25 protein-coding genes and 1 tRNA gene are annotated in these 22,392 nt (G+C 66.7%); 12 read left to right on the forward strand and 14 right to left on the reverse strand.

What is annotated here, in order from left to right; translation table 11 throughout:
• The 4 genes from J0J10_RS20690 to J0J10_RS20705 form a co-directional block, all read left to right on the forward strand.
• Positions 1 to 303 (forward strand): acyl-CoA carboxylase biotin carboxyl carrier protein subunit (locus J0J10_RS20690; RefSeq protein WP_291648792.1); only part of this gene is annotated, 303 nt, incomplete at its 5' end.
• 210 nt (positions 304 to 513) lie between these two features.
• Positions 514 to 1,134: a glutathione S-transferase family protein gene (locus J0J10_RS20695; RefSeq protein ID WP_291648794.1), complete on the forward strand. Its 621-nt coding sequence runs from the start codon at positions 514 to 516 to the stop codon at positions 1,132 to 1,134.
• Between the two features lie 47 nt (positions 1,135 to 1,181).
• On the forward strand, positions 1,182 to 1,694 hold the full coding sequence (locus J0J10_RS20700) for a hypothetical protein (protein ID WP_291648797.1): 513 nt from the start codon (positions 1,182 to 1,184) through the stop codon (positions 1,692 to 1,694).
• Between the two features lie 308 nt (positions 1,695 to 2,002).
• On the forward strand, positions 2,003 to 2,791 hold the full coding sequence (locus J0J10_RS20705; RefSeq protein WP_291640786.1) for a YdcF family protein: 789 nt from the start codon (positions 2,003 to 2,005) through the stop codon (positions 2,789 to 2,791).
• On the opposite strand, the gene J0J10_RS20710 is transcribed toward J0J10_RS20705, so the two are convergent.
• Both J0J10_RS20710 and J0J10_RS20715 read right to left on the reverse strand, forming a co-directional pair.
• Positions 2,761 to 3,069, reverse strand: a complete 309-nt coding sequence (locus tag J0J10_RS20710; protein ID WP_291648798.1) for a DUF3253 domain-containing protein — start codon at positions 3,067 to 3,069, stop codon at positions 2,761 to 2,763. The genes J0J10_RS20705 and J0J10_RS20710 overlap by 31 nt on opposite strands.
• Positions 3,066 to 3,785 carry a DUF599 domain-containing protein gene (locus J0J10_RS20715; protein WP_291648800.1) on the reverse strand — a complete coding sequence of 240 codons (720 nt, stop codon included), beginning with the start codon at positions 3,783 to 3,785 and terminating at the stop codon, positions 3,066 to 3,068. Before J0J10_RS20715 ends, J0J10_RS20710 begins: the two co-directional genes overlap by 4 nt.
• Before the next feature lie 224 nt (positions 3,786 to 4,009).
• Here J0J10_RS20715 and J0J10_RS20720 point away from each other — a divergent pair, with 224 nt between their 5' ends.
• The 3 genes from J0J10_RS20720 to J0J10_RS20730 all read left to right on the forward strand — a co-directional run bounded on the left by J0J10_RS20720 (position 4,010) and on the right by J0J10_RS20730 (position 6,747).
• The gene (locus tag J0J10_RS20720) at positions 4,010 to 4,420 is read left to right on the forward strand and encodes a rhodanese-like domain-containing protein (RefSeq protein WP_291640792.1); all 411 of its coding nucleotides are present in this window, start codon (positions 4,010 to 4,012) and stop codon (positions 4,418 to 4,420) included.
• A gap of 9 nt (positions 4,421 to 4,429) precedes the next feature.
• Entirely contained in the window at positions 4,430 to 4,606 is a 177-nt protein-coding gene (locus tag J0J10_RS20725) for a hypothetical protein (protein ID WP_291640793.1), read from the forward strand.
• Positions 4,607 to 4,950: 344 nt separating this feature from the next.
• The gene (locus J0J10_RS20730) at positions 4,951 to 6,747 is read left to right on the forward strand and encodes an ABC transporter ATP-binding protein (RefSeq protein WP_291648802.1); all 1,797 of its coding nucleotides are present in this window, start codon (positions 4,951 to 4,953) and stop codon (positions 6,745 to 6,747) included.
• A gap of 177 nt (positions 6,748 to 6,924) precedes the next feature.
• Here the strand turns inward: J0J10_RS20730 and J0J10_RS20735 are convergent, their stop codons facing one another.
• Together J0J10_RS20735 and J0J10_RS20740 are read right to left on the reverse strand one after the other, a co-directional pair.
• Positions 6,925 to 7,443, reverse strand: a complete 519-nt coding sequence (locus tag J0J10_RS20735) for a gamma-glutamylcyclotransferase family protein (protein WP_291648805.1) — start codon at positions 7,441 to 7,443, stop codon at positions 6,925 to 6,927.
• A 191-nt stretch (positions 7,444 to 7,634) separates the two neighbouring features.
• Positions 7,635 to 8,807 carry an isovaleryl-CoA dehydrogenase gene (locus J0J10_RS20740; RefSeq protein ID WP_291648807.1) on the reverse strand — a complete coding sequence of 391 codons (1,173 nt, stop codon included), beginning with the start codon at positions 8,805 to 8,807 and terminating at the stop codon, positions 7,635 to 7,637.
• Between the two features lie 214 nt (positions 8,808 to 9,021).
• On the opposite strand from J0J10_RS20740, the gene J0J10_RS20745 reads away from it, so the two are divergent.
• On the forward strand, positions 9,022 to 10,029 hold the full coding sequence (locus J0J10_RS20745; RefSeq protein WP_291648808.1) for a hypothetical protein: 1,008 nt from the start codon (positions 9,022 to 9,024) through the stop codon (positions 10,027 to 10,029).
• A 193-nt stretch (positions 10,030 to 10,222) separates the two neighbouring features.
• Here J0J10_RS20745 and J0J10_RS20750 read toward each other — a convergent pair whose 3' ends face one another.
• A complete protein-coding gene (locus tag J0J10_RS20750; protein ID WP_291648810.1) occupies positions 10,223 to 11,224 on the reverse strand; it encodes a helix-turn-helix transcriptional regulator in 1,002 nt (333 codons plus the stop codon).
• A gap of 243 nt (positions 11,225 to 11,467) precedes the next feature.
• On the opposite strand from J0J10_RS20750, the gene J0J10_RS20755 reads away from it, so the two are divergent.
• Both J0J10_RS20755 and J0J10_RS20760 read left to right on the forward strand, forming a co-directional pair.
• Positions 11,468 to 12,355: an acid phosphatase gene (locus tag J0J10_RS20755; protein WP_291648812.1), complete on the forward strand. Its 888-nt coding sequence runs from the start codon at positions 11,468 to 11,470 to the stop codon at positions 12,353 to 12,355.
• 75 nt (positions 12,356 to 12,430) lie between these two features.
• On the forward strand, positions 12,431 to 13,465 hold the full coding sequence (locus J0J10_RS20760; protein ID WP_291648814.1) for a DUF1254 domain-containing protein: 1,035 nt from the start codon (positions 12,431 to 12,433) through the stop codon (positions 13,463 to 13,465).
• 129 nt (positions 13,466 to 13,594) lie between these two features.
• On the opposite strand, the gene J0J10_RS20765 is transcribed toward J0J10_RS20760, so the two are convergent.
• From J0J10_RS20765 to J0J10_RS20795, 7 genes are all read right to left on the reverse strand, one after another.
• Positions 13,595 to 14,464: an SDR family oxidoreductase gene (locus tag J0J10_RS20765; RefSeq protein ID WP_291648816.1), complete on the reverse strand. Its 870-nt coding sequence runs from the start codon at positions 14,462 to 14,464 to the stop codon at positions 13,595 to 13,597.
• A gap of 92 nt (positions 14,465 to 14,556) precedes the next feature.
• Positions 14,557 to 15,558 (reverse strand): CorA family divalent cation transporter, encoded by a 1,002-nt coding sequence (locus tag J0J10_RS20770; protein WP_291648818.1) that lies wholly within the window; start codon positions 15,556 to 15,558, stop codon positions 14,557 to 14,559.
• 248 nt (positions 15,559 to 15,806) lie between these two features.
• Positions 15,807 to 16,748 carry a glycoside hydrolase family 25 protein gene (locus tag J0J10_RS20775; protein ID WP_465247233.1) on the reverse strand — a complete coding sequence of 314 codons (942 nt, stop codon included), beginning with the start codon at positions 16,746 to 16,748 and terminating at the stop codon, positions 15,807 to 15,809.
• A gap of 151 nt (positions 16,749 to 16,899) precedes the next feature.
• Positions 16,900 to 17,832, reverse strand: coding sequence for a glycoside hydrolase family 25 protein (locus tag J0J10_RS20780; RefSeq protein ID WP_291648820.1), 933 nt, complete (start codon positions 17,830 to 17,832; stop codon positions 16,900 to 16,902).
• A 94-nt stretch (positions 17,833 to 17,926) separates the two neighbouring features.
• Positions 17,927 to 19,333, reverse strand: coding sequence for a magnesium transporter (mgtE, locus tag J0J10_RS20785; RefSeq protein ID WP_291648822.1), 1,407 nt, complete (start codon positions 19,331 to 19,333; stop codon positions 17,927 to 17,929).
• Between the two features lie 176 nt (positions 19,334 to 19,509).
• Positions 19,510 to 19,594, reverse strand: a tRNA-Leu gene (locus J0J10_RS20790).
• Between the two features lie 274 nt (positions 19,595 to 19,868).
• Positions 19,869 to 20,138, reverse strand: coding sequence for a FliM/FliN family flagellar motor switch protein (locus tag J0J10_RS20795; RefSeq protein WP_291648825.1), 270 nt, complete (start codon positions 20,136 to 20,138; stop codon positions 19,869 to 19,871).
• Positions 20,139 to 20,267: 129 nt separating this feature from the next.
• Between J0J10_RS20795 and lipB the strand changes: the two genes are divergently transcribed.
• On the forward strand, positions 20,268 to 20,972 hold the full coding sequence (gene lipB / locus J0J10_RS20800; protein WP_291640822.1) for a lipoyl(octanoyl) transferase LipB: 705 nt from the start codon (positions 20,268 to 20,270) through the stop codon (positions 20,970 to 20,972).
• Between the two features lie 87 nt (positions 20,973 to 21,059).
• The gene (locus tag J0J10_RS20805; RefSeq protein ID WP_291640824.1) at positions 21,060 to 21,260 is read left to right on the forward strand and encodes a hypothetical protein; all 201 of its coding nucleotides are present in this window, start codon (positions 21,060 to 21,062) and stop codon (positions 21,258 to 21,260) included.
• 66 nt (positions 21,261 to 21,326) lie between these two features.
• Here the strand turns inward: J0J10_RS20805 and J0J10_RS20810 are convergent, their stop codons facing one another.
• Positions 21,327 to 21,644, reverse strand: coding sequence for a YciI family protein (locus J0J10_RS20810; protein WP_291648827.1), 318 nt, complete (start codon positions 21,642 to 21,644; stop codon positions 21,327 to 21,329).
• Positions 21,645 to 21,686: 42 nt separating this feature from the next.
• Positions 21,687 to 22,268: a TetR/AcrR family transcriptional regulator gene (locus tag J0J10_RS20815; RefSeq protein WP_291640828.1), complete on the reverse strand. Its 582-nt coding sequence runs from the start codon at positions 22,266 to 22,268 to the stop codon at positions 21,687 to 21,689.
• Positions 22,269 to 22,392 lie beyond the last annotated feature (124 nt).

Below are 22,392 nucleotides of genomic sequence, written 5' to 3' on the forward strand. Positions count from 1 at the left end.
CATGCCGGCGCCTATGCCAATGCCCATGTCTACACGGCCCGCGAGGCGCAGCTTGCGGCGCTGATGCCGGAAAAGGCCGCGCCCGACACCGGAAAATTCCTGCTCTGCCCGATGCCCGGACTGGTCAAGGCGCTCTTCGTCAGCCTCGGTCAGGAGGTCAAGGCCGGCGAGCCGCTCGCCATGGTCGAGGCGATGAAGATGGAAAACGTCCTGCGCGCCGAAAAGGACGTCACCATCGCAAAAATCCTCGCCAAGGAAGGCGACTCACTCGCCGTCGACGCCGTCATTATGGAATTCAAGTGAGCGCTTCGTCATTGCGAGCCCCCGGGTCTTGCCTTCGGCAAGCCCGAGGACAGGCTCCGCGAAGCAACCCAGAAGCATGGAGCTCTGCCGCCCCTGGATTGCTTCGTCGGCTGACGCCTCCTCGCAATGGCGGGGGCGCCTGACCGCGCCGCTTGCCTTCGTTCGTTCGCCGTCTGATTGTCGCGCCCCCATGAGGCGAAGGTGACGAACATGCTGACGATCTTCGGGCGGATCAGCTCGATCAATGTGCAGAAGGCGGTATGGGCGGCGGGCGAGGTCGGCCAGCCCTTCGAGCGGATCGATATCGGCGGGGCGTTCGGTGGCAACAAGGAGCCGGCCTATCTCGCCAGGAATCCGAACGGCCAGATCCCGACCCTGGAGGATGGTGAGGTCTGCATCTGGGAATCGAACAGCATCGTGCGCTATCTCGCCGCCCGCTACGGCGCCGGCTGGATCTGGGAGGAGGACCCGGCCCGCCGCGCCGATGCCGATCGCTGGATGGACTGGATGCTGGCCGAATTGCAGCCGGCGATGACGCCGGCTTTCTGGGGGCTGATCCGCAAGACGCCGGGCTATACCGAGGCGGCGGTGATCGAGGCCGCGATCGGCCGGACCGAAGCAAAGCTCGACATCCTCGAAGCGCATCTGGCGGGCCGGACCTATCTCGCCGGCGAGCGCTTTGGCATGGCCGACATCACGGTCGCGCCGGGCGCGCATCGCTGGTTGCATATGCCGGTGCCGCAGCGGGAACGCCCCAATCTGGCGCGCTGGTATGCCCAGGTCGCGGCGCGTCCGGCAGCGCGCCCGGCGCTGCCGCTGCCGGTCACGTGAAGTGTCGCGGCCTTGACCACGCCGCGCCGCCCGTCATGATCGTGACGATGCGTCAGACGACACTCCTCGCCACCGCGTTCCTGCTGGTCTCCGCTGTGCCGGTCCTGGCGCAGGCTCCGGGCAACACTGTGCAGCCGGCCGACCGGCTGCAGATCGCTTCCTGCATGCGCCGAGGCGCGGCAACGACCGCCGCCTGCATCGGTTCGATCGCCGTGCCTTGCGTGCGCGCCGCCAGCGGCGATCGTCGCGATGCCGAGATCGTCTGTGCGAGGCGCGAGGAGGCGGTCTGGCGCGAGCGCCTGACGCTGGCGACGCAGATGCTGGGCCGTTCGCTCGACGCGGGCGGGCGCAGCCAGTTCACAGCACTGCAGTTCGCCTGGGAGGGCTTTGCCGTGCAGAAATGCGCCTTCTATGGCAGCGCCCAGCCGGCGGCCCGCTCGGCCGGGCTGCAGGCCGGCTGCGAATTGCGCGAGGTCGCCCAGCGGGCCCTCGAAGTCGAGCGCTTTGCAGCCGGACGCGGGCGCCGCGCCCCGGCGAGTCCACCGCAGATCATCCGATAGGCCCCCTGCGGAAGGCGGCTACCGTGCCCGCGGAAGCAAGAAATCTCGTAGGCGTCGCTGCCAATGCACCCTGGTCGTCCCGGGCGTAGCGCAGCGGAGACCCGGGCCCCGTGCCAGAACCTTCATGGCCAAGTGCTCCGGCATGGATCCCGGATCAGCGCGGCTTTACCGCTTGTCCGGGATGACGCCGTTTCATGTGTGAACGGCGTTGCCATGCGGTCAAGGCGAGGGGGTCGAATATTGGCGCATCGCCATAACCTCCCGTCAGCTTTCATCGGCTATGGAAAGGCCCGCGCAGAAAGGCCGCCATGTTCTTCGCCCTCTCCAAAATCGTCTGGTTTCTGGCTTCGCCGGTGAATCTCGCCATTGGCGGGCTCGCGCTCGCGAGCCTGCTCGCCTTCACGCGTTTCGCCCGGCCGGCGCGCTGGCTCGGGCTGTTCTGCGCCGCGGTCCTGGTCGCGCTCGCCTTCAGCCCGCTGCCGCGCATCCTGATGCGGCCGCTGGAGGACCGCTTCCCGCAGCAGGCGGTGCATTCCGGCAAGGTCGACGGCATCATCGTGCTCGGCGGGGCCATCGGCGTCGCGCGGGAGGACATCGTGCTCAACAATGCCGCGGCGCGGATGACCAAGGCGGTGGAACTGGCCCGCGCGCATCCCGAGGCGAAACTGGTCTTCACCGGCGGCGGCGCCAATCTGCTTTCCCCGGTGGTCCGGACCGAGGCCGATGGGGCGCGCCTGCTCTTCCTGGCGCTCGGACTGCCGGAGACCCGCCTCGTCCTCGAGGACAAGTCGCGCAACACGCTGGAGAACGCGGTCTTCACGCGCAGGCTCGTCGATCCCAAGCCCGGGGAGCGCTGGCTGCTGGTGACCTCGGCCTGGCACATGCCGCGCGCCATGGGCGTCTTCCGCCAGGCGGGTTTCGACGTCGAGGCCTTTCCGGTGGATTTCCTCACCGGCGGCGAAAGAGCCGATTTCTTCCGGCCCTATCGCAAGGCGGCGCGCGGGCTCGACATCGCCGACGACGCCTTCAAGGAATGGGTCGGCCTCGTGGTCTATCGCCTCGCCGGCTATTCCAACGCGCTGTTCCCGGGGCCGTAATCCTCGCCTGCTTCCGGCAGGCGCAGGCGGTAGACGCCGCGGAAATCGTCGGGATCGACCGGCTTGCCCTTGCGGATGATGACGAGCCTGCCTTCTTTCATCAGGCGAATGGTGAGATGGCGGATCGGCTGCATCAGCGGTCCCCAGCCGTCGGGATGGTCGCCGCCGACCGCGCGCGCCGCATCGGTGGCGGAGATCGTCCGGCCGGAGCCGCGCTCGCCAAGGAGGGTGAAAATCGCCGCTTCCAGGGCGGCGTCGCGGTCCTCGCGCGGGCTCATCGGCCGGTCTCCGCATTCGGGGGCTGTGACGGCGTTGGCCGCCGGAAGACGCGGGTGGCGTCGGAGGCGAACTGGCGCCGCCACATCGCCGTCAATACCGCTCCGGTGAAGCCGATGAAGGCGACCGGGCCGAGAAACCAGCCGAGATAGGCGAGGGCGAAGAAGAAGGCGCGCTGGCCACGGTTGAAGTGCCGGCCGGCGGCGATGTTCATCTGGGTGGTCTCGTGCACCGCCTGTTCGATCTCGTCCAGCGTCGCCTGGCGCGGCGAGGGCAGGGCGCCGAGCAGGATCACGCAGTAATTGAACAGCCGGTAGCTCCAGGCGAATTTGAAGAAGGCATAGCCGAAGATCGCGGAAAGCCCGATCACCTTGATCTCCCAGACTGCCGCCGTGGTGGTGCCGGCGAAGGGCAGATCGGCGAAGAGCGCGACGACGCGGTCGGTCGACTGCAGCAGGGTCAGCGAGCCACCGATGGCGATCAGCGAGGTCGAGGCGAAGAAGGCGGTGCCGTTCTGCAGCCCGCCCATCACCTGCGTGTCTACGATGCGGTTGTCGCGCTCCATTGCCTCGCGGATCCAGCGGGCGCGGCGCGAATTCATCATCACGTTGAGGCTCCGGCCGGAATGCGGGCCGATCTCGACGGCGTAATGATAGCCGAGCCAGGACAGCAGGAAGAAGGCGAGGGCGATGGTGTCGAGCGTGGTGAAGCCGGCCATGGGTTCTCCTAGAGCCGGATCCGACCAGATTATCGGTGAAACCGTCTCTCACTTTAAGATAAAGGCCGCTCTGTCGGTCAGCTTGTCGTGCAAGCCGATCGGAACGGGCTCCAGCGGTGCGCAGATTGGCTGCGGGGCCGGCCTGCGGCAAGTGCGATTGACGCGGCCCTGCACAGGCGCCACCTTGCGCGCCGCGCCGGAGACGGGTGCATGGGGAGGCCGGGATGCCGCAGACGATCACCAAGGGCTACAAGGCGCTGCTGGCCGAGGCCGAAGCCAAGGTGAAGACGCTCTCGGTCGAGGAGGCGCAGGTGCTGTCCGGGCGTGACGACACGGTCTTCGTCGACCTGCGCGATCCACGCGAGCGCGAGCGCGAAGGCAAGATGCCGGGCGCCTTCCATTGCCCGCGCGGCATGCTCGAATTCTGGATCGACCCGGAAAGCCCTTATGCCAAGCCGGTCTTCCAGGAGGACAAGCAGTTCGTCTTCTTCTGCGCCGGCGGCTGGCGCTCGGCTCTGGCGGCGCAGGTGGCGCAGGAGATGGGGCTGAAGCCGGTCGCGCATATCGCCGGCGGCTTCGGCGCCTGGAAGAAGGCCGGTGCGCCCTTCGAGGAGCCCGAGCCCAGAAAGGGCTGAGCGGGCGTCTTGTCGCATTTCCTGATCGTCCTGGCGGTCGTCGCCTTCCTGTTCCGCAAGCCGCTCGGCCGGCTGATCGCCCGGAAATTTCCGGACCGGGCGAAGCGGCAGCGCGTGCTCGGCACGATCATCGCCGGCTTCCTGCTGGTGATCGGAATCAGGCTGCTTGCGCTGTTCTGGAAATAGGCGTCTCTCGCGAATCGTCGCGCGCGGGTGACGGTTCATTTCGGCGGGAATGCGAGCGCTTCCCTCCCATGGGCTGCAACCACCCCATGCATCACACGCCGCTTGCACAATAAGCGGGCATGCGGCATTCTGTCTTCCTGGCTCCAACTCACGAAAGGGAGGGCTGAATGCAATTCTTCAACATCGCCACTCCCCCAAAGCGGTCCTTCCACTAGGTCGGACTCGCCCGTGGCCCGCCTCCTCGGCGGCCCGAGCCAATATTTCCATCGCTTTTTCTGAAGCCCGCGGCCGCGGTCGCGCTTCATCTTGATTTGGAGCCGGTCTCTCGCCGACCGGATGCTTTCATGTCTCTTTCCTCGGAACCGGGGCGGCGGGAGCCGTTCCGTGCCGTTCTCGGCTTCACTTTTTCACATTGGGCCCGCCAGCCCTGGCGGGTTGCGGGAGTCGTCTTGACGGTGATGGCGGCGACGGCCGCCGATCTGTTCATGCCGCTCTATGCCGGGCGGCTGGTCGATGCCGTCTCGGGCGAGCGCGCGGCCGGCCTCGATCCGGCCCTCTGGGCGCTCGGCATGATGATCGCGCTCGGTGCCGGCACGGTGTTCTTCCGGCACCTGTCCTTCGTCGGCATCACCGAGATGACGCTGCGCACCATGGCGGACGTTGCCGGCGAGGCCTTTGCGCGTCTGCAACGCTTCTCGACCGACTGGCACGCCAACAACTTCGCGGGCTCGACGGTGCGCAAGATCACGCGCGGCATGTGGGCGCTCGACCTGCTGACCGATACCGTGCTGATCGCGCTGCTGCCTTCGCTGGTGGTGCTGCTCGGCACCACGGTGCTGCTCGCCTGGCACTGGCCGGCGATGGGCGCGGTCGTACTCGCCGGCGCGGTGATCTACATCGCGGTGACGGTGGCGCTCTCGCTCAGCTATGTCGCGCCGGCGGCGACGCTCGCCAACAGCTGGGATACGAGGCTCGGCGGCGCGCTCGCCGATGCGATCTCGTGCAATCCCGTGGTCAAGGCCTTCGGCGCCGAAGGCCGCGAGGACAGCCGGCTCGGCGGTGTGGTGGCGAAATGGGCGCAGCGTACGCGGCGCACCTGGCTGCGCGGCACGGCCTCGGGCACGGCTCAGCAGATCGTGCTGCTGGCCTTGCGCGCGGCGGTGATCGGCCTCGTGATCTGGCTCTGGGCACAGGGGCAGGCGAGCCCGGGCGACGTCGCCTTCGTGCTGACCAGCTATGCGGTGGTGCATGGCTATCTGCGCGATGTCGGCCAGCACATCCACAACCTCCAGCGTTCGGTGAACGACATGGAGGAGCTGGTCGCGATGCACGAGCTGCCCTTCGGCGTGCCGGATCGTCCCGGTTCGACGGCGATGAACGTGACGGCCGGCGAGATCGCCTTCGAGCGCGTGACCTTCCACTATGGAGGCCATGTCGAGCCGCTTTATCGCGACTTCTCGCTGACGATCAAAGCCGGCGAGAAGGTCGGCCTCGTCGGGCGCTCCGGCTCCGGCAAGACAACCTTCGTCAAGCTGGTGCAGCGGCTCTACGACGTCACGGGCGGGCGTATCGCCATCGACGGGCGCGACATCGCGACGGCGACGCAGGCCTCCCTGCGCGCCCAGATCGCGATCGTGCAGCAGGAACCGGTGCTGTTCCACCGCTCGCTGGCCGACAACATAGCCTATGGCAGGCCGGGCGCCTCGCAGGCCCAGATCGAGCAGGCGGCGAAGCTCGCCAATGCGCATGAGTTCATCATGCGCCTGCCCAAGGGCTACGGCACGCTCGTCGGTGAGCGCGGCGTCAAGCTTTCGGGCGGCGAGCGGCAAAGGGTGGCGCTGGCCCGAGCCTTCCTGGCCGATGCACCGATCCTGATCCTGGACGAGGCGACATCGAGCCTCGATTCGGAATCGGAGGCGCTGATCCAGGAGGCGATGGAGCGGCTGATGGAAGGCCGCACCACCATCGTCATCGCGCACCGGCTCTCGACGGTGCGCGCCATGGACCGGATCCTCGTCTTCGACCGCGGCACGGTCGTGGAGGAGGGGCCGCACGAGGCGCTGCTGACGCGGCAGGACGGGGCCTACCGGGCGCTGTTCGAGAAGCAGGTCAGCGAGCTGGCGAAAGGACTGGTGGCGTAGTGCCTTCCTTCTCCCCTTGCGGGAGAAGGTGGCCCGAAGGGCCGGATGAGGGGTCGTGCTAACCTTGTCGGCTGGCGGCAATGCCGTCGGCAGCGTCGCGCGACCCCTCACCCCAACCCTCTCCCGCAGGGGGAGAGGGGGCAACTCGCGCTGATCCGGCCTGCGGCCTCGATGTCCTTACTTCGGAGCGACTGCCCGCGGACGGACGCCCGGAACTGGGCCGGGCGGCAATGCCACGCTGGCATCCTGATTCAGGGACTTCAGATCGAGATTCGGCCTGCTCAGGAACTGAGTCATGCCGGCGACGTAAGTCTCTGGCAAAGCCCAGTCTTTCGCTGCGGCGACGACCTGTTCGAGATAGCCGGGCCTGGGCTTTCCGGGCGAGCCGCTGCGCCCGATATAGATCAGCGCCCGCTTCGCCCCGCCCTCGACGATGACCGGTTGGCTGATCTTGACGTAGAGCCCGCTGGCGAGGTCCTCGAACTTGTCGAGCGTGCGGATGTCGCCGAGCGCGCAATCCCAGAGCACGCCATGGACGTTCTCGCGGGGATCGCGGATCACCGTCGCGTAGCCATCCGTGTTGACGATGAAGCGGTGGCGCGGCAGCCGGGCGAGGCCGAGCGGTTTTGCGCGCGGGCAGCGCTGCGCCATGCCGGCGACGTCCATATTGAGGCCATAGGCGAAATAGAGGGGCATCGTCCTGTCCGCTCATCATGGCGCGCGGGGAACCCCTCTCCCGGATGGGAGAGGGGCAGGGGTGAGGGATTGCCGCTGCAAAGGGAGATGCAACGGCGCCGCTGCGGCCTCAATCGGCGAGGGCAGGCCCTCATCCGGCGCTCCGCGCCACCTTCTCCCATCCGGGAGAAGGCAGAAAGCGTCGCGCTCCCTCACTTCGTCTTGTTGAACAATTCCCGGCCGATCAGCATGCGGCGGATCTCGCTCGTGCCGGCGCCGATCTCGTAGAGCTTGGCGTCGCGCAGCAGGCGGCCGGTCGGGTAATCGTTGATATAGCCGTTGCCGCCGAGCAGCTGGATCGCGTCCAGCGCCAGCTGGGTCGCCTTCTCGGCGGCGATCAGGATGGCGCCGGCGGCGTCCTCGCGGGTGGTTTCGGCCCGGTCGCAGGCCTTGGCGACGGCGTAGACATAGGCCTTGCAGGAGTTCATCGCGACATACATGTCGGCGACCTTGCCCTGGACGAGCTGGAACTCGCCGATCGACTGGCCGAACTGCTTGCGCTCGTGGATATAGGGCAGGACGATGTCCATCGCCGCCTGCATGATGCCGAGCGGACCGGCCGAGAGCACGACGCGCTCATAGTCGAGCCCGCTCATCAGCACGTTGACGCCGCGCCCGACCGAGCCGAGCACATTCTCCTCGGGAACCTCGCAGTCCTCGAAGACGAGCTCGCAGGTGTCCGAGCCGCGCATGCCGAGCTTGTCGAGCTTCTGATGGGTCGAGAAACCCTTCATGCCCTTCTCGATCAGGAAGGCGGTGATGCCTTTCGGGCCGGCCTCCGGATCGGTCTTGGCGTAGACCACCAAGGTCTCGGCGATCGGGCCGTTGGTGATCCACATCTTGTTGCCGGTCAGGACATAGCGATCGCCCTTCCTGACCGCCTTGGTCTTCATCGAGACGACGTCGGAGCCCGAGCCCGGCTCGGACATGGCGAGCGCGCCGACATGCTCGCCGGAGATTAGCTTCGGCAGGTACTTCTTCTTCTGTGCATCGTTGCCGTTGCGGGCGATCTGGTTGACGCAGAGATTGGAATGGGCGCCGTAGCTGAGGCCGACCGAGGCCGAGGCGCGGCTGACCTCCTCGATCGCGACGCAATGCTCGAGATAGCCGAGGCCGGCGCCGCCATATTCCTCCGGGACGGTGATGCCGTGCAGGCCGAGCGCGCCCATTTGCGGCCAGAGATCACGCGGAAACTGGTTCGTCCTGTCGATTTCCTCGGCGCGCGGGGCGATCTTCTCCTGCGCGAAGGCATGGACGGTGTCGCGGATCGCGTCGGCGGTCTCGCCGAGGTCGAAATTGAACGGGCGCGGCGCGTTGGCGAGCATGGTGACCTCCCGGCTGGAAACAGGCGGGGCGCTGCCGCGCCCCTTTCCAGCGTTATAGCGCGCGCCCGGCGAGCAAGTCAGCTTGCGGGAGCCGGCAGTTGGTTCTGCGCCGATGCGCAGGCGCTCGCGCGAATGGGACCGGCGATGCGGTCCTCCGGCTTCTCGGCGAAGCAGGCCGCTGCTATCCTGAGGGCGATGGCCGTGCCTGAGCGCGATGTTTTGCGCGTCGATTTGCTTGTTCTCCGAGACAGGTGATCAAATGGCGATCCGTGCTTCCATCCTCGAGCCCAATTACGACTCGTTCTTCGATCCCGCAGGGCCGGGGCGACCGGCGCAGATCCGCATCAGGTTGAAGGTGACGCTCGTCCCGCTCGATCCCTCGACCGCGTGGGCGAGGACGGGCCACGGCGCCAAATTGCCGGGGACGCGACCGGGACCGGCGCCGCCATCGCATCTCGCAGCGAACCAGGCCGCCATCAAACGGGGCAGTGTCATCGATGCGAGCAGCCAGCCCGTGCCTTGCCGGAGTTGGCTCGCCAGCGAATGGCAGGCCTTTACCCCGCGCTTCAAGCACACGGTCGAAAATGCCTGGAACAACCAGATGGTGTTCCTGCCGGTCGAAAAAGGCGACACGCTGAGCGACGCGGAGTTCAAGCAGCTGATCGGCAACCCGAAAGCGCCGGCGCATGTCGTGGGCGTGCTCGAAGTCGATCTGCAGCCGGCCGGCGCGGACAGCCACGCCATCATCGAAGTCGCGCATCTGGCGAATCCGGGCGATAGCTTTCGCGATCGGATGACCCGCATCACCGATGAGAGCGTGCTGTTCACCGTGAACCGCTTCACCGCAGGGCGCGCGCGCGGAATCGGTGGCGAGACCGGCCAGATCGCTGCGGCCCATGAGGTCGGCCATTGGCTGCGCAATCCTGGAACCAAGGTCTTCGACCATGTCGATCGCAGCTACGCGCTGACCCTGCCGCGCGCGCAGCAGGACAATGCGCAATATGGCCGCACGCTGGGGCGATATTATTCGATGATGGGCGGTGGAAGCGTGGTGACGAACCATGATGCCACGCCATGGCTATCGCGATTGCGCCGGCACACGCCGATGAAGCTCGGCTGGGTGTATGTGCATCGCCTGCATTTCCGCTGGAGTCCGCAAGACGTGTCGGCACGTCAGAAGCGCATCCTGCTCGCAGCGCAGTTCATGCCGAAGATCGCCTGACCGGAGGGCAAGGGACCCGCAGCTCCGTCGGACAGGGCGCTGGGCATATTCAATACCGGCCTCGCCTCGGGGCGGTTCCTGGTGAACTCTTGTTTCAGCCTATTGCCTTGCGCGGCTTGAGTGGCCGGTAGACCGTGCCGCATCACGGCAATCACTCCGCTGCCCGAACGGGATCGCGCTCAACGCAACCAATTCAGCCCAGCCTCGATTGCTCGCGGAACTGACGCGGCGTGACACCCGTCATACGACGAAAGGCGCGGCTGAAATGGGCGGGATCCGAGTAGCCGGAGGACAGGGCGACGTCGATGATCCGGCAATCGGTGTCGCGCAGCAGCCCGCTCGCATGCTCGTACCTGACGGTGTCGAGTATGTCCGAATAGGTCAGGCCGAGATCGGCGAGCTTGCGTTGCAAGGTCCGGGGAGAAAGGCCGGCAATCCCGGCGATGTCGGTGAGGGCGGTTCTGCCATCGTCGAGATAGGCCGGCAACATCAGCTTGAGCAGCTGGACGATGTCATAGGCCGCAGGGGCGTCCTCGCGATCCTGCTGCGGAGAAAGGCAAGCCGCCGATCGGTTGGCGAGGCCAAGGAGCGAGGTCGGCAGGCTGACCCAAGCGGCATGCTGGTTCGAGAGAAACCGGACATTCGGCCATGCGGATCGCGTCGCGCGGCTCGGCGCATAGGACGATTCGAAGGCGATCGCGGCCGGCATCCAGTCCTGCCCGGCGAATTCCCTGATGATGTGGATTGGGAAGATGTTCTGGATCCATTGTGTGTGTTTCAGATGCAGCAGCCCCTGTGTCCCGGCGAGCCTGCTGCAGATCCGCACGTGATCATCGTATTGCTCGATCCACATGCTCAGGATCGTATCTTCCCGCGACGCCCAATGGCAGGCGTGTCGCAGCGCGACGAGCAGCGTCGGGGCGTGGGCGATCAGGACCCGGGTCTTTTCCCTCAGATGGGAAAAATGCAGGCGCTGTGCGGCGAGAAAGCCGAAATCCTCGATGCCCTGGGAGCGCTGTGCGGTTTCCACGAAGCGCAGCGCCGGCAGGAGCGGAATGTAGAGCTCGCTCTTGTCCTCCAGAGAGGATGGCAGCCGGGACTTCTCCAGGAGCGTATCGGTCGACGCGCCGATATCGTCGAGGATGCTGACGAAAGGGAGCAGAAACTGGCCGCGCGTCAGAGGGATGTCAGCCATTCGACCTCGCCGCGATCATCAGGGTGACGCCTTCCGCAAGGCCGGCTTTCGGGGGATTCGCCGCCGGCGAGATTGGAGCATAGCGGCTCGTGGTTGTCGCGAAATGGCAAGACCGGCGCTCTGCCCATGCGCGAAATGAGCGCGACGGAGTTCGCCTGCCGGCTAGAGGGCAATCGGCGGAATGTCAGCACTCCGGCGGTTTTCCTGTGAGGTGACGCGGCGCGGCCCCGCCCTGGCTGCGACATGCCGATTCTGACCGGGCTGTTCGTGAACTCGGCGATGTCGAAAGGGATGGCAATGCTCGTGACTGGCAATACGGTACGCGCCGCGGCTGTTTCCGCGCTTGCCCTGCTGGCGCTAGGGGGGCAGGCTCTCGCGCAGACCGGCGAGGCCCAGCCCAAGGTCACAGATCCGCATTTCAAGATCGCGCCGGGCTATCTGAAGCAGTCCGACTTGCCGAACAGCCTGCTCCTGCTCGGCTCACCCCCTGAAAAGGACTCGGCTGCCCTGGCCCGGGACGAGGAGGTGCGCAAGGCGACGATCCCCCTGCGAGACAGCGCGCGCTGGAAGCTCGCCTTCACCGATGCCGATCTCGCCTTTCCGCAGGTCGCCGACAATTTCTCCTGCGCGATGGGCGTCAGGATCGACGCCGAGCAGACGCCGCGCCTCTACGCCATGATGCAGAAGACGCTCTCGGATTTCGGCCTCTCCACCTATGGCGTGAAGAACAAGTACAACCGGGTCCGTCCCTTCGTGGTTCACGGCGAAGCGACCTGCCGGGCCGATCAGGAGGCGATTCTGCGGAGCGACGGCTCCTATCCATCCGGTCATACCGCTGCTGGCTGGGGCTGGGCTCTCGTCTTCGCGCAGATCAATCCCGAGCGCTCGAACGCGCTGCTCCAGCGCGGTCTCGAATTCGGGCAAAGCCGCGTGATCTGCAACGCCCATTGGCAGAGCGATGTCGATGCCGGGCGGATCATGGGCGCGGCGACCGTGGCTCGGCTGCAGACAGACCCGGCCTTCCTTGCCGATATCGAGGCCGCGAAGGCCGAGGTCGAGGCTGCGAAGGCGAAGCGGACGGGCCCGGCGCCGGATTGCGCTGCCGAGATCGCGGCGCTGTCCGGGCAATAGTCGATTACCAGCCGGTGCCGCGCGCGATCAGAAACGCCTCGCCCGGCGCCATCCCTGAAAGAAGAGGTAAGTTCCATGTTGCGATTGGTTGGAATCGGTCTCGTGCTCGCATCGGCCGCGCTGGCGACCGGAGTGCTCGCCCAGGAACGCGGCGGCAAAGTGCCGGTGACCGTCGACAATTTCATCCGCGCCGAGACCGACCACTACCTCGCGGCGAACGCAAAGACCGTAGGCGGGTTGGGCAGGTTTCTGCACTCCCGGGAGCCGACGGCGATCGATCGGCAAACGGTCATTCGCATGAACCGGGATACGCTTTATTCGTTTGCCGTGTTCGATCTTGCCGCCGGGCCGGTCACGCTTTCACTGCCTGACACCGGCAAGCGCTACATGTCGATGATGGTCGTCGATCAGGATCACTACCTGCCGATCGTCAGCTACGGTACGAAGCCGGTTACGCTGACCAAGGAAACGGTCGGCACGCGATACGCGTTCGTCGCGATCCGGACGCTGGTCGATCCGAGCGATCCGAAGGATCTCGAAGCGGTCCACACGCTGCAGGACGCCATCAAGGTCAGCCAGAAGGATTCAGGGAAGCTCGAGCTTCCGAACTGGGACGAGGAGAGCCTCACGGGCGTTCGCAATGCGCTGCTCGCGCTGGCAAAATACCAGACGTCGTTTCGCGGTTCCTTCGGAGCCCGTGGCGAGGTCGAGCCGATCCAGCACCTGATCGGCACAGCCGCCGGATGGGGCGGCATTCCCGACAAGGACGCCATCTACGCGAGCTTCACGCCCGCGAAGAACGACGGCAAAACGGTCTACACCATCAATGTGCCAAAGACCGTTCCGGTGAAGGAATTCTGGTCGATCAGCGTCTACAATCGAAAGGGGTTCTTCGAGAAAAACCCCTACAATGCCTATTCGATCAACGACATCACCGCGAAGAGAAGCGAGGATGGTTCGGTGACCGTCCAGCTCGGCGGCTGTGACGGCAAGATCCCGAACTGCCTGCCGATCGTCGAGGGCTGGAACTATACGGTGCGGCTCTATCGTCCCGAGCAAGCCATCCTCAGCGGCAAGTGGGTTTTCCCGGACGCGAAGGCGGCAAACTGAGCCGAGACGGACCGCCATGCGGGGGGAGGCCGGTTGTCCGCCATGGCGGTCGTCCGTGGCGGGCGGCGCTCTGGTTGGTCGATCGTGCAGCCCAAATGGCTCCGCGCCGGTGGCGGGCGGCCTGCGCGGCTAAGCCGACAGGACCCGTTCAGCGAAGAGTTCGGGCCGGGCGGCTGCGATCCTCCAGTCGATCTCGCCACCGAAGAGTTCGGCCGCGAGGCTGCAATCGAGGGCGCTGTAATGGGGCCGGCGGACGGTGCCGCCGAACTCCGCCATCGGAACCCGCACAAGCGCTGGCGTTTGCCGCCCGGCACGATGCAGCGCCTCGAACGCGGCGGCGACCCAGTCGGCGCGTGATACGGGCGGCGATCCGGCGATGTGCAGCATTCTTGGCGTGGCTTCGCCGGCGCCGAGCCGGCCGGCCAGCGCCAGCAGGCGCTCGGCGAGCGGGACGATCGGCGTCGGCGAGCCGATCTGATCGTCTGCGACGCGGACGGTCTCGGTGTCGCCCCGCAACAGGGTCGCGATGAAATCCTCGCCATCGCCGAAGAGCCAGGCCACACGGGCGATGCAGGCCCTGTCGTTTGCGGAGAGGACGTTGCGCTCGCCCTCGGCCTTCAGGCGGCCATAGCTGTTGACGGGCGATACCGGATCCGACTCGCGCCAGGGCCGCAGGGTCTCGGCCCCGAAGACATAGTCGGTCGAGATCTGGATCAGGGGCAGGCCGCGCTCCGCGCAGGCTCGTGCGATATCGCCCGGCGCTTCGGCGTTGACGGCGCGCGCGCGCTCCGGTGCGGTGTCAGAATCCTGGACGCGGCTGAGCGCGGCGGCATTGATCACGACAGCCGGGCGCAGCCGATCGAGCGCGGACCGGACGGCGGCGGGATCGGTGATGTCGAGTTCCCGGCTCGACAGGCCACGAACGCCCGGGCCTCCGACTTGCGACAAGGCGCGCCCGAGCCGTCCGCCGCCGCCAGTGACAAGCACATTGCTGCGCACAAGCTTTCTCCCGTGCCCGGCTCCCACTCCCGCAGATCCTACGCGGACCATCGGTAAAGGTTCGCTTTCGCCGGAGCAGACCCACGCGCCACTCAACCGATCACGTTTCGGCGCTTGAGCAGCCAGAAGACCGCGCCCGCCGCCAGCCCCGACAGGCCGAGAATATAGAGCCAGCCGAACTCGGTCTCGAGGAAGGGCAGGGCCTTGGTGTTGACGCCGAAGTAGCCGGTGACCAGCGTCGCCGGCATCAGCGTCGCGGTCAGGATCGAGAGCACGTAGAGATGGTGGTTGGTCTGGGCGCTGAGACGGGCGGCGATCTCGTCCTGCAGAAGCCTTGCGCGCTGCTGCACGAGCTGGACGTCGCCCAGCATGGTGTCGACGCGGTGAAGCAGCCTTGCGGTCGCGCTCCTGACCTTCTCCGGCGCGGCGCGGGCGGTCGCAGTCTCCTGGAAGCGGCGGAAGAGCTGGTGCAGACCGTTGAGCTGGCGATGCAGCCTGACCGTGCGCCGGCGGATCGCGCCGAGCTTGCGGGCCTCGTCGCCGATCCTATCGTCGATGATGTGGTCCTCGATCGAGTCGGCGTCGTCGGCGAGGCGGTTCACATCCTCGGCGACATCCTCGATCACGAATTCGATGACGCGCTCGAACAGCATTTCGGGGGAGGTGGCGCGAAAGCCCGCCTCCAGCGTGTCGCGGGTCAGCCGTGTCGCCTGCAAGGCCTGGCGGCGGCCGGTGATCAGGAAGCGCTCGCCGACGATCCAGTGCATCATGCCCCAGTCATCGGCGAGGCTGTCGACCTCGCGGACCTGGTCATAGGTGATGCCCCAGACGAAATCCGGGTCGTGATAGAGCCGCTGATGCTCGTCCTGCGACAGGAATACGGCCTGCGCCTCGAGCGGCAGCTCGCTGCGCTCGGCGATCCATTGCTTGGTGCGGCTGTGGACGAGATCGAGATGGAGCCAGACGAATTTGGCGCCGTCGAGGGCGAGCGCGGGGGCCCGGTCGCGCGGCACGAGGCTGGCACGGCCCTCATCGTCGAAGCGATAGGCCCAGATGAAACCGGCCCGGGACTGGATATCCTGAAGTATCGACACGCTGCTTCCGGCTGACGGGATGTCCGCCAGCATCAGCGCCCGTCATATGACGGTTTCGCGACAGTCCGTCTGGCATGTCTGCAAATGAGAGCCTGTTGATCGAAGTCGGGCACGCCGCCGTCATTCTGCGCAAGCCGCGAGGCGGCGCAGATCCGGGGTCCATCGTAGGAAACCGAGCTCTACGATGGACCCCGGGCCGAGCTACGCTCGCCCAGGATGAGGGAAGCCACCTGTGAGAACGGCAGGCTCTAGTTGCGCTTGATCGAGCCCGTGCTGGCGACCTGGCGCGTCAGCAATGCCTTTGGCGGCCGCGGGGCCGGCACCAGTGCCGGTGGCGTACCGCGGGCGAGCTTCGTCTCGACGGCCGCGGGGCGTGCCGCCGGTTTGGGCGACGCGACCTTCGGCTCGCCGCCACGCCATTGGCGCGCGCCGATGTCGAAGTGGCCCTCGCGCCAGGCGGTGAATTCGCGTTCCGTGCCGAAGAAGGCATTGCGGTCGACATCGCCGGTGATGCCGGGCACGCGGCCGGTGGCGGTGAACTGCCAGAATTCCCACTGCTTGCGCTCATAGCGATGGCGCAGTGGCGCCGCGGTCGAGCGCAGCCAATAGGGGTGGTTGTTGAACTCGCCTTCCAGCACGTCCTCGTGGAAGGTAATGTCGGTGTAGATGATCGGCTTCTTGCCGGTGTGCTCCTGCAGGCCTTTCAGCATCTCGCGGATCTTGGCGAGCGCCTTGGCGCGCGGAATCTTCTTGCCGCAGGCTTCCGAATGCCCGTTCCACTCGACATCGAGCACTGGCGGCAATGCGTCGGCGTCGCGCGGGATGTGGCGTTTCATCCAGCGCACCTGATCCTTGGCCGGACGGCACCAATAGACGAAGTGGTAGGCGCCGCGCGGCACGCCGGCCTTCTTGGCGCCTTCCCAGTTCTTGCGGAAATTCGGGTCGATATGGTCACCGCCCTCGGTCGCCTTGATGAAGGCGAAGCGGGTGCCGGCGTCCTTGACCCTGGCCCAGTCGATGTCGCCCTGCCAGCGCGAGACGTCGATGCCCTGGATCGAGCGCCGGCGGGCGTCGCTGACGCCGGCATGCGGGCTGGAATCGCCCTTTTTCGGGTAGAGCGCCTGAGCGGGCGTGGCGCAGAGCAGGCCGAGCCCTGCCGTCATCAACAGGCGGTAGCCAAGGCCGGGCATGCGCCGCTTTCCTGAACTGGTTTCAGCGCGGCGCGCCATACGGACCTCCCTGTGTCCAGGCAGGATAGGCGGGCGCCGGGTTAAGAGGTGGTTAGCATTCGAGCGAGCGGCTTCAGCCTTGGTTAACCGGTGAGGCGCTGCCGCCGCCGGCTCACTCCGCCTCGGCTTCGCCCTGCTCGGCGACCTGGCCGAGGCTCGCCGGATGGAATCGCGATGCCGCGACCGGGGCGGCCGCGCCCGGCAGCGTCGCGACCGGTGGATGTTCGGGGCCGGGGGTCGGATTGGGCGGGACGCCACGTTCGCGCGTCCAGGTCCGGGTGCCGATGTCGAAGCGGCCCTCGCGCCAGCCGGCGAACTCGCCTTCGTTGCCGTAGAAGGCGTTGCGGTCGACATCGCCCTTGATGCCGGGAATGCGCCCGGTGGTGGTGAATTGCCAGAACGACCAGCGCCGGTTGTTGTAGCGCGCCTCTGGCTTGGCTGCCGTCGAGCGGATCCAGTAGGCGTAGTCGTCGAACTCGCCTTCCAGCACGTCCTTGTGGAAGGTGATGTCGGTGTAGATCACCGGCTTCTTGCCGGTGAGCTGCTCTAGCTCGGTCAGCATCAGCCGGATCTTCTCCAGCGCCAGCGAGCGCTCGACCTTCTTCGGGCAGGTCTTGGAATGGCCGTTCCACTCGACGTCGAGCACCGGGGGCAGGGCGTCGGGATCGTTCGGGATCTGCTGCTTGAACCAGACCGCCTGCTCATGGGCCGGACGGCACCAGTAGACGAAGTGATAGGCACCGCGCGGCACACCGGCCCGGCGCGCGCCCTCCCAGTTCCTCTGGAAAGCCGGATCGATATGGTCGCCGCCCTCGGTCGCCTTGATATAGGCGAAGCGGGTGCCGGCGGCCTTGACCGAGGCCCAGTCGATCTCACCCTGCCAGCGCGAGATGTCGATGCCCTGGATCGGATACCGGCGCGCCGCCTCGACCCCGGGATGGGGGCGCGCATCGCCCTTGCTCGGATAATGGTCCAGCGCCACGCAACCACCCAGCACGGCGAGCGCGGCAGCGAGGACGAGCGAGGCTGAAAATCGGTGTGGCATGCGGCGGAGCGTCATCCTCGGCAAGATTGCGGAGAAATCTTGACGCTCGGTTTACGTTACCGGTTTTTCTTCGGCCGTTGCGGCTTTCCCTGGGTCAGCCCAGGCGCAGCAGGATTGTCGCGATGCCGAGGAAGGAGAAGAATCCGACGACGTCGGTGACCGTGGTGACGAAGGTACCGGACGAGATCGCCGGGTCGATGCCGGCCTTGTCAAGCGCGAGCGGCACGACGACGCCGGCGAGCGCCGCGACCACAAGGGTCGCGACCATGGCGAGCGCGATCACTACGCCGAGCATCAGATTGCCGAACCAGAAGCCGGAGACCGTGCCGGTGATCACCGCGAAGGCGACGCCGTTCAACAGGCCGACGATCATCTCGCGCCGGAAGAAGCGCGTCCGGTTCCAGCTGCCGAGCTGGCCGGTGCCGAGGGCGCGGATCGCCACCGTCATGGTCTGGGTCGCGGCATTGCCGCCCTGGCTGGCGACGATCGGCGCGAGCACGGCGAGGGCGACCAGCTTGGAGAGCTGGGCCTCGAACATCGCCATCACCGAGGCGCTGATGAAGGCGGCGATCAGGCTGATGAAGCGCCAGCGAAAGCGGCTCAGCGCGACCTCGCCGACCGGGTCGGAGAGTTCTTCGTCGGCATTGACGCCGCCGAGCTGCTTGACGTCGTCGTCCGCCGCATCCTCGATGACGTCGACGACGTCGTCGATGGTCATCACGCCGACGAGGCGGCCGCTCTTGTCGACGACCGGGGCGGCGACGAGATCGTAGCGCTGGAACATCCGCGCCACGTCCTCGAGGTCGTCATCGGCCTGGACGATGCGGCGGTCGTCCTCGATCAGATCGGCGATGCTGACCGGCCGCTTGGTGCGCAGCAGCCGGTCGAGCCGGACCGTGCCGACGAAACGGTGGCCGGGGTCGGCGACGAAGATCTCGAAGAAGCGCTCGGGCAGGTCCTGCGTGTCGCGCAGATAGTCGATGGTCTGGCCGACGGTCCAGAAGGGCGGCACGGCGATCAGCTCGGCCTGCATGCGCCGGCCGGCCGAGCCCTCGGGATAGTCGAGGCCCTGCTGCAGCACGCTGCGCTCGGCCGGGCTCAGCCGGTCGAGAATCTTCTTCTTGTCGGCCTCGTCGAGGTCCTCGAGGATGTAGACCGCATCGTCGGTGTCGAGCTCGCGCACGCCCTCGGCGACCGTTTCCGGCGAGAGCTCGTCGAGAATCTCCTCGCGGACGGCGTCGTCGACCTCGGTCAGCGCGGTGAAGTCGAAATCGCCGCCGAGCAGCGAGATCAGCTTCGGCCGTTCCTCGCTGTCGAGCGCTTCGAGCAGGCCGCCGAGATCGGCCTCGTGCAGGTCGCCGACGAGATCGCGCAGCGTCGTCAGGTCCGAGAGCAGGACGGCCTGCGAGACCTGCTCGACGAATCCTTCGTCCATGACGCCGTCTTCGTCGCGGATCGGCCGCGCCAGCTTTTCGTCGGGAGCGCTCTCGGCTTCCACCATCGGTCCGGCTCCAGGATTCGAGGCTGGGGATTCGCTTGCAGGCGGCGAGCCGCCCTTGTGTCAGCGGCGCGCCCTCGTGGCAACGCGGCATGACCGTTTCGCGACGAAAACACGGCAGCCGCAACGAAAAACGGCGACCCTTGCGGATCGCCGTTCCCGGGGCATCAGCCCAAATTTGGTGCGGTCAAGAGGACTCGAACCTCCACGGGTCTCCCCGCTACCACCTCAAGGTAGTGCGTCTACCAATTCCGCCATGACCGCAGCGGCTCGAAGCTCGGCCGCGCAGTGGCGGTGAACTCCGAGAGCGGCGTGGGTCTACCAAATGGAATCTCAGGCCACAAGAGGCTGAGAAGGAAAATCGGGATAAGTTTCGGCGGCTAACGCCGGGTCCCAGGAAAACCGGTCTCTTTCGGCGTGAAACAGGCCGAAAAGCGCGAAAATAGGCGGCTCAAAGGCCGTTTCCGGCAAGCGAAGCGCTGGGGACAACCCCTGAAGGCGAGGCCGGGGGCGCCCGGCGCTGTGCAATGCGCGCGATTCAGGCGGCTTCGGCGACGGTGTCGAGCGTGAACACGGTCGGGCGCTTCAGCATCTCGGTGATCTCGACCGAGATTCGGGTGCCGCTGACGACGACATGGCCTTTGGCGAAGGGGTGGTTGTTGGCGAGAATCTGGACTTCGTCGGTCTCGCTGGAATTGAGCTCGATGATTGCGCCGCGGCCCATGCGCAGCAATTTGTAGATCGGCATCTGGGTCGAACCGAGCACCACGGTCAGCTCTATCGAGACGAGATCGAGATCAGCCTTCAAAATCCGCCTCCGGGGACCTACTTCACAACGATTCTACGAACTTGCCAGCGACGTGGAAAACGGCGCATGAGCACGGCGCGGCAAGGGCGAGCCGGTTACCGAGAGTTGAACGGACAGGGTTAATCCAAGGTGAAGACGCGCGAGGCGCTGGCGGTTTCTTTCCTGCCCGAGGCAGGTTCGCCGCCGGTCGAATGGGTGATTGCCGAGGCTCCGGTCGGTTACGAGGCCGCCGTCGCCGAAATGGAGGCACGGGCGGCGCTGATCGCCGACGGGCTTGCGGCCGAGCGGGTCTGGCTGGTCGAGCATCCCGCGCTCTACACCGCCGGCACCTCCGCGAAGGACGAGGACCTGTTGGCGCCGGGGCGATTCCCGGTGCACCGCACCGGCCGGGGCGGGCAGTTCACCTATCACGGTCCCGGCCAGCGGGTCGCCTATGTGATGCTCGACCTGAAGCGCCGCGAGCCCGACCTCCGGCGCTTCGTCGCCGCGCTGGAGGCCTGGCTGATCGGCACGCTCGATCAGTTCAACATCCGCGGCGAACGGCGCGAGGAGCGCGTCGGCGTCTGGGTGCGCCGCCCGGAGAAGGGCGCCGAGGTCGAGGACAAGATCGCCGCGCTCGGCATCCGCGTCCGACGCTGGGTCTCGTTCCATGGGATTTCGCTGAATGTCGAGCCGGAGCTCTCGCATTTCGACGGCATCGTGCCCTGCGGCATCGCCGGCCATGGCGTGACCTCGCTGGTCGATCTCGGCCTGCCGCTGACCATGCCCGAGGTCGACAGCGTCCTGCGGGCGCAGTTCGAGCATGTCTTCGGCCCGACCGTCCTGCCCGGTTGAGGTGCTGCGGCGGTCGCGGGCGCTGTTCACGTCCCGTTGACCATGTCCGCCCATCCTGGCCCCATCAGAGAATTCTTGAGGATGAAGATGAGGACATTTCTGTTGGCGGGCTGCCTGGCGGCCCTGCTGGGCGCCTGCACGACCACGGATCAACGCATCGCCGGGGCCGCGGCAGGCGCGGGCACGGGGGCGCTGATCGGCGGGCCGATCGGGGCGGTCGCGGGCGGCGCGATCGGGGCCGTCTCGGCGCCGACGGTGACCCGCTCGGTCAGGCGCATGCGGGATTAGTCGCCATTCCCAGGCGGCCGGACTTTCCGGCGGCCTGAACTCCGCCGGGGAGCGGGATCGTCCTTTTCACCGGCTGGCGATCCCGGCAGCCGCACCGCCGCCGAGGAGGAAAGCGAGGCGCTCATCGGCCTTGCCGGGCGTGATCGAGAGAATCTCGGCCTCGACGATGCGTTCCGCCACGAACGGATCTTCGCTCACGCGGGCCTGAAGCTCGGGCAGCGTCGTCGCATGCGCCAGGATCGCGCCGCCGAGCTTCGGCTGGAGGCTGCCGGCGAGCAGGAAGACGCCGTCGGCGAAGCCGCGCGCGAGCCAGGCGTTATGTCCGCCCATCAGTTCGGCGGCTCGGTCCTTCTCGCCGGAGAATCTGAGCAAGATGACAAACATGGCTGCGACCTCTCCAGGAAAACGACGGGGAATGGCCGGGCATCACGCGGCCGGTATGGGGCGGTCTTGCGCATCCAGCCAGGCGTGCATCCGTGCGACCTCGCCGCGGACGAACGTCTCATCCCGGAAGGCGCTGGCGAGCGTCGCGACGCCCTGGCTCTGGACCAGGAGCTGCATGGCAAGCGTATCGGCGTCGGCCGTGCGGCCGAGCCTGGCGAATTCGCGGGCCAGCCAGTCGCGGAACAGCGTGAAGACCTCGCCGGCCCGGGGGTGGGCGAAATGGTCGAGCTTCGCCAGCTCGTTGCAGAGCGTGCCGACCGGGCAGCCATGGGCCATGATCTTCGCCCGATTGGCGATCAGCATGTCGATGAAGCTGCGGATGCGGGCTGCCGGGTCGTCGTCGCCATCCGCCCATTGCGCCAGCATGCGGCCGGTATTGGCGAGACGCTGCTCGATCACGGCGTCGAGAATCTCGTCCTTGGTCTTGAAATGATAGTAGAAATTGCCGCGCGAGAGGCCGATCGGCGCGGCGATGTCGGCGAATGAGGTATGGGCGAAACCGCGCTCGTAGAACAGCCGGTCGGCCGTCTCGACGATGCGTTCGCGGGTCGTCCTCTCGGTCACGGCCTTCAACCCCGAATCGATCCGGTCCATTCTCATGAATGTAGGTCAACCGTCCTAATTCTGTCTAGGACAAATGTCCAACGTGACCGCGCAGGGCCATGGCGCGGTCCGGCCCGGCTTTGCG

It is taken from the genome of Allobosea sp. (genome assembly GCF_017308075.1).
Taxonomy (GTDB): Bacteria; Pseudomonadota; Alphaproteobacteria; order Rhizobiales; family Beijerinckiaceae; genus Allobosea.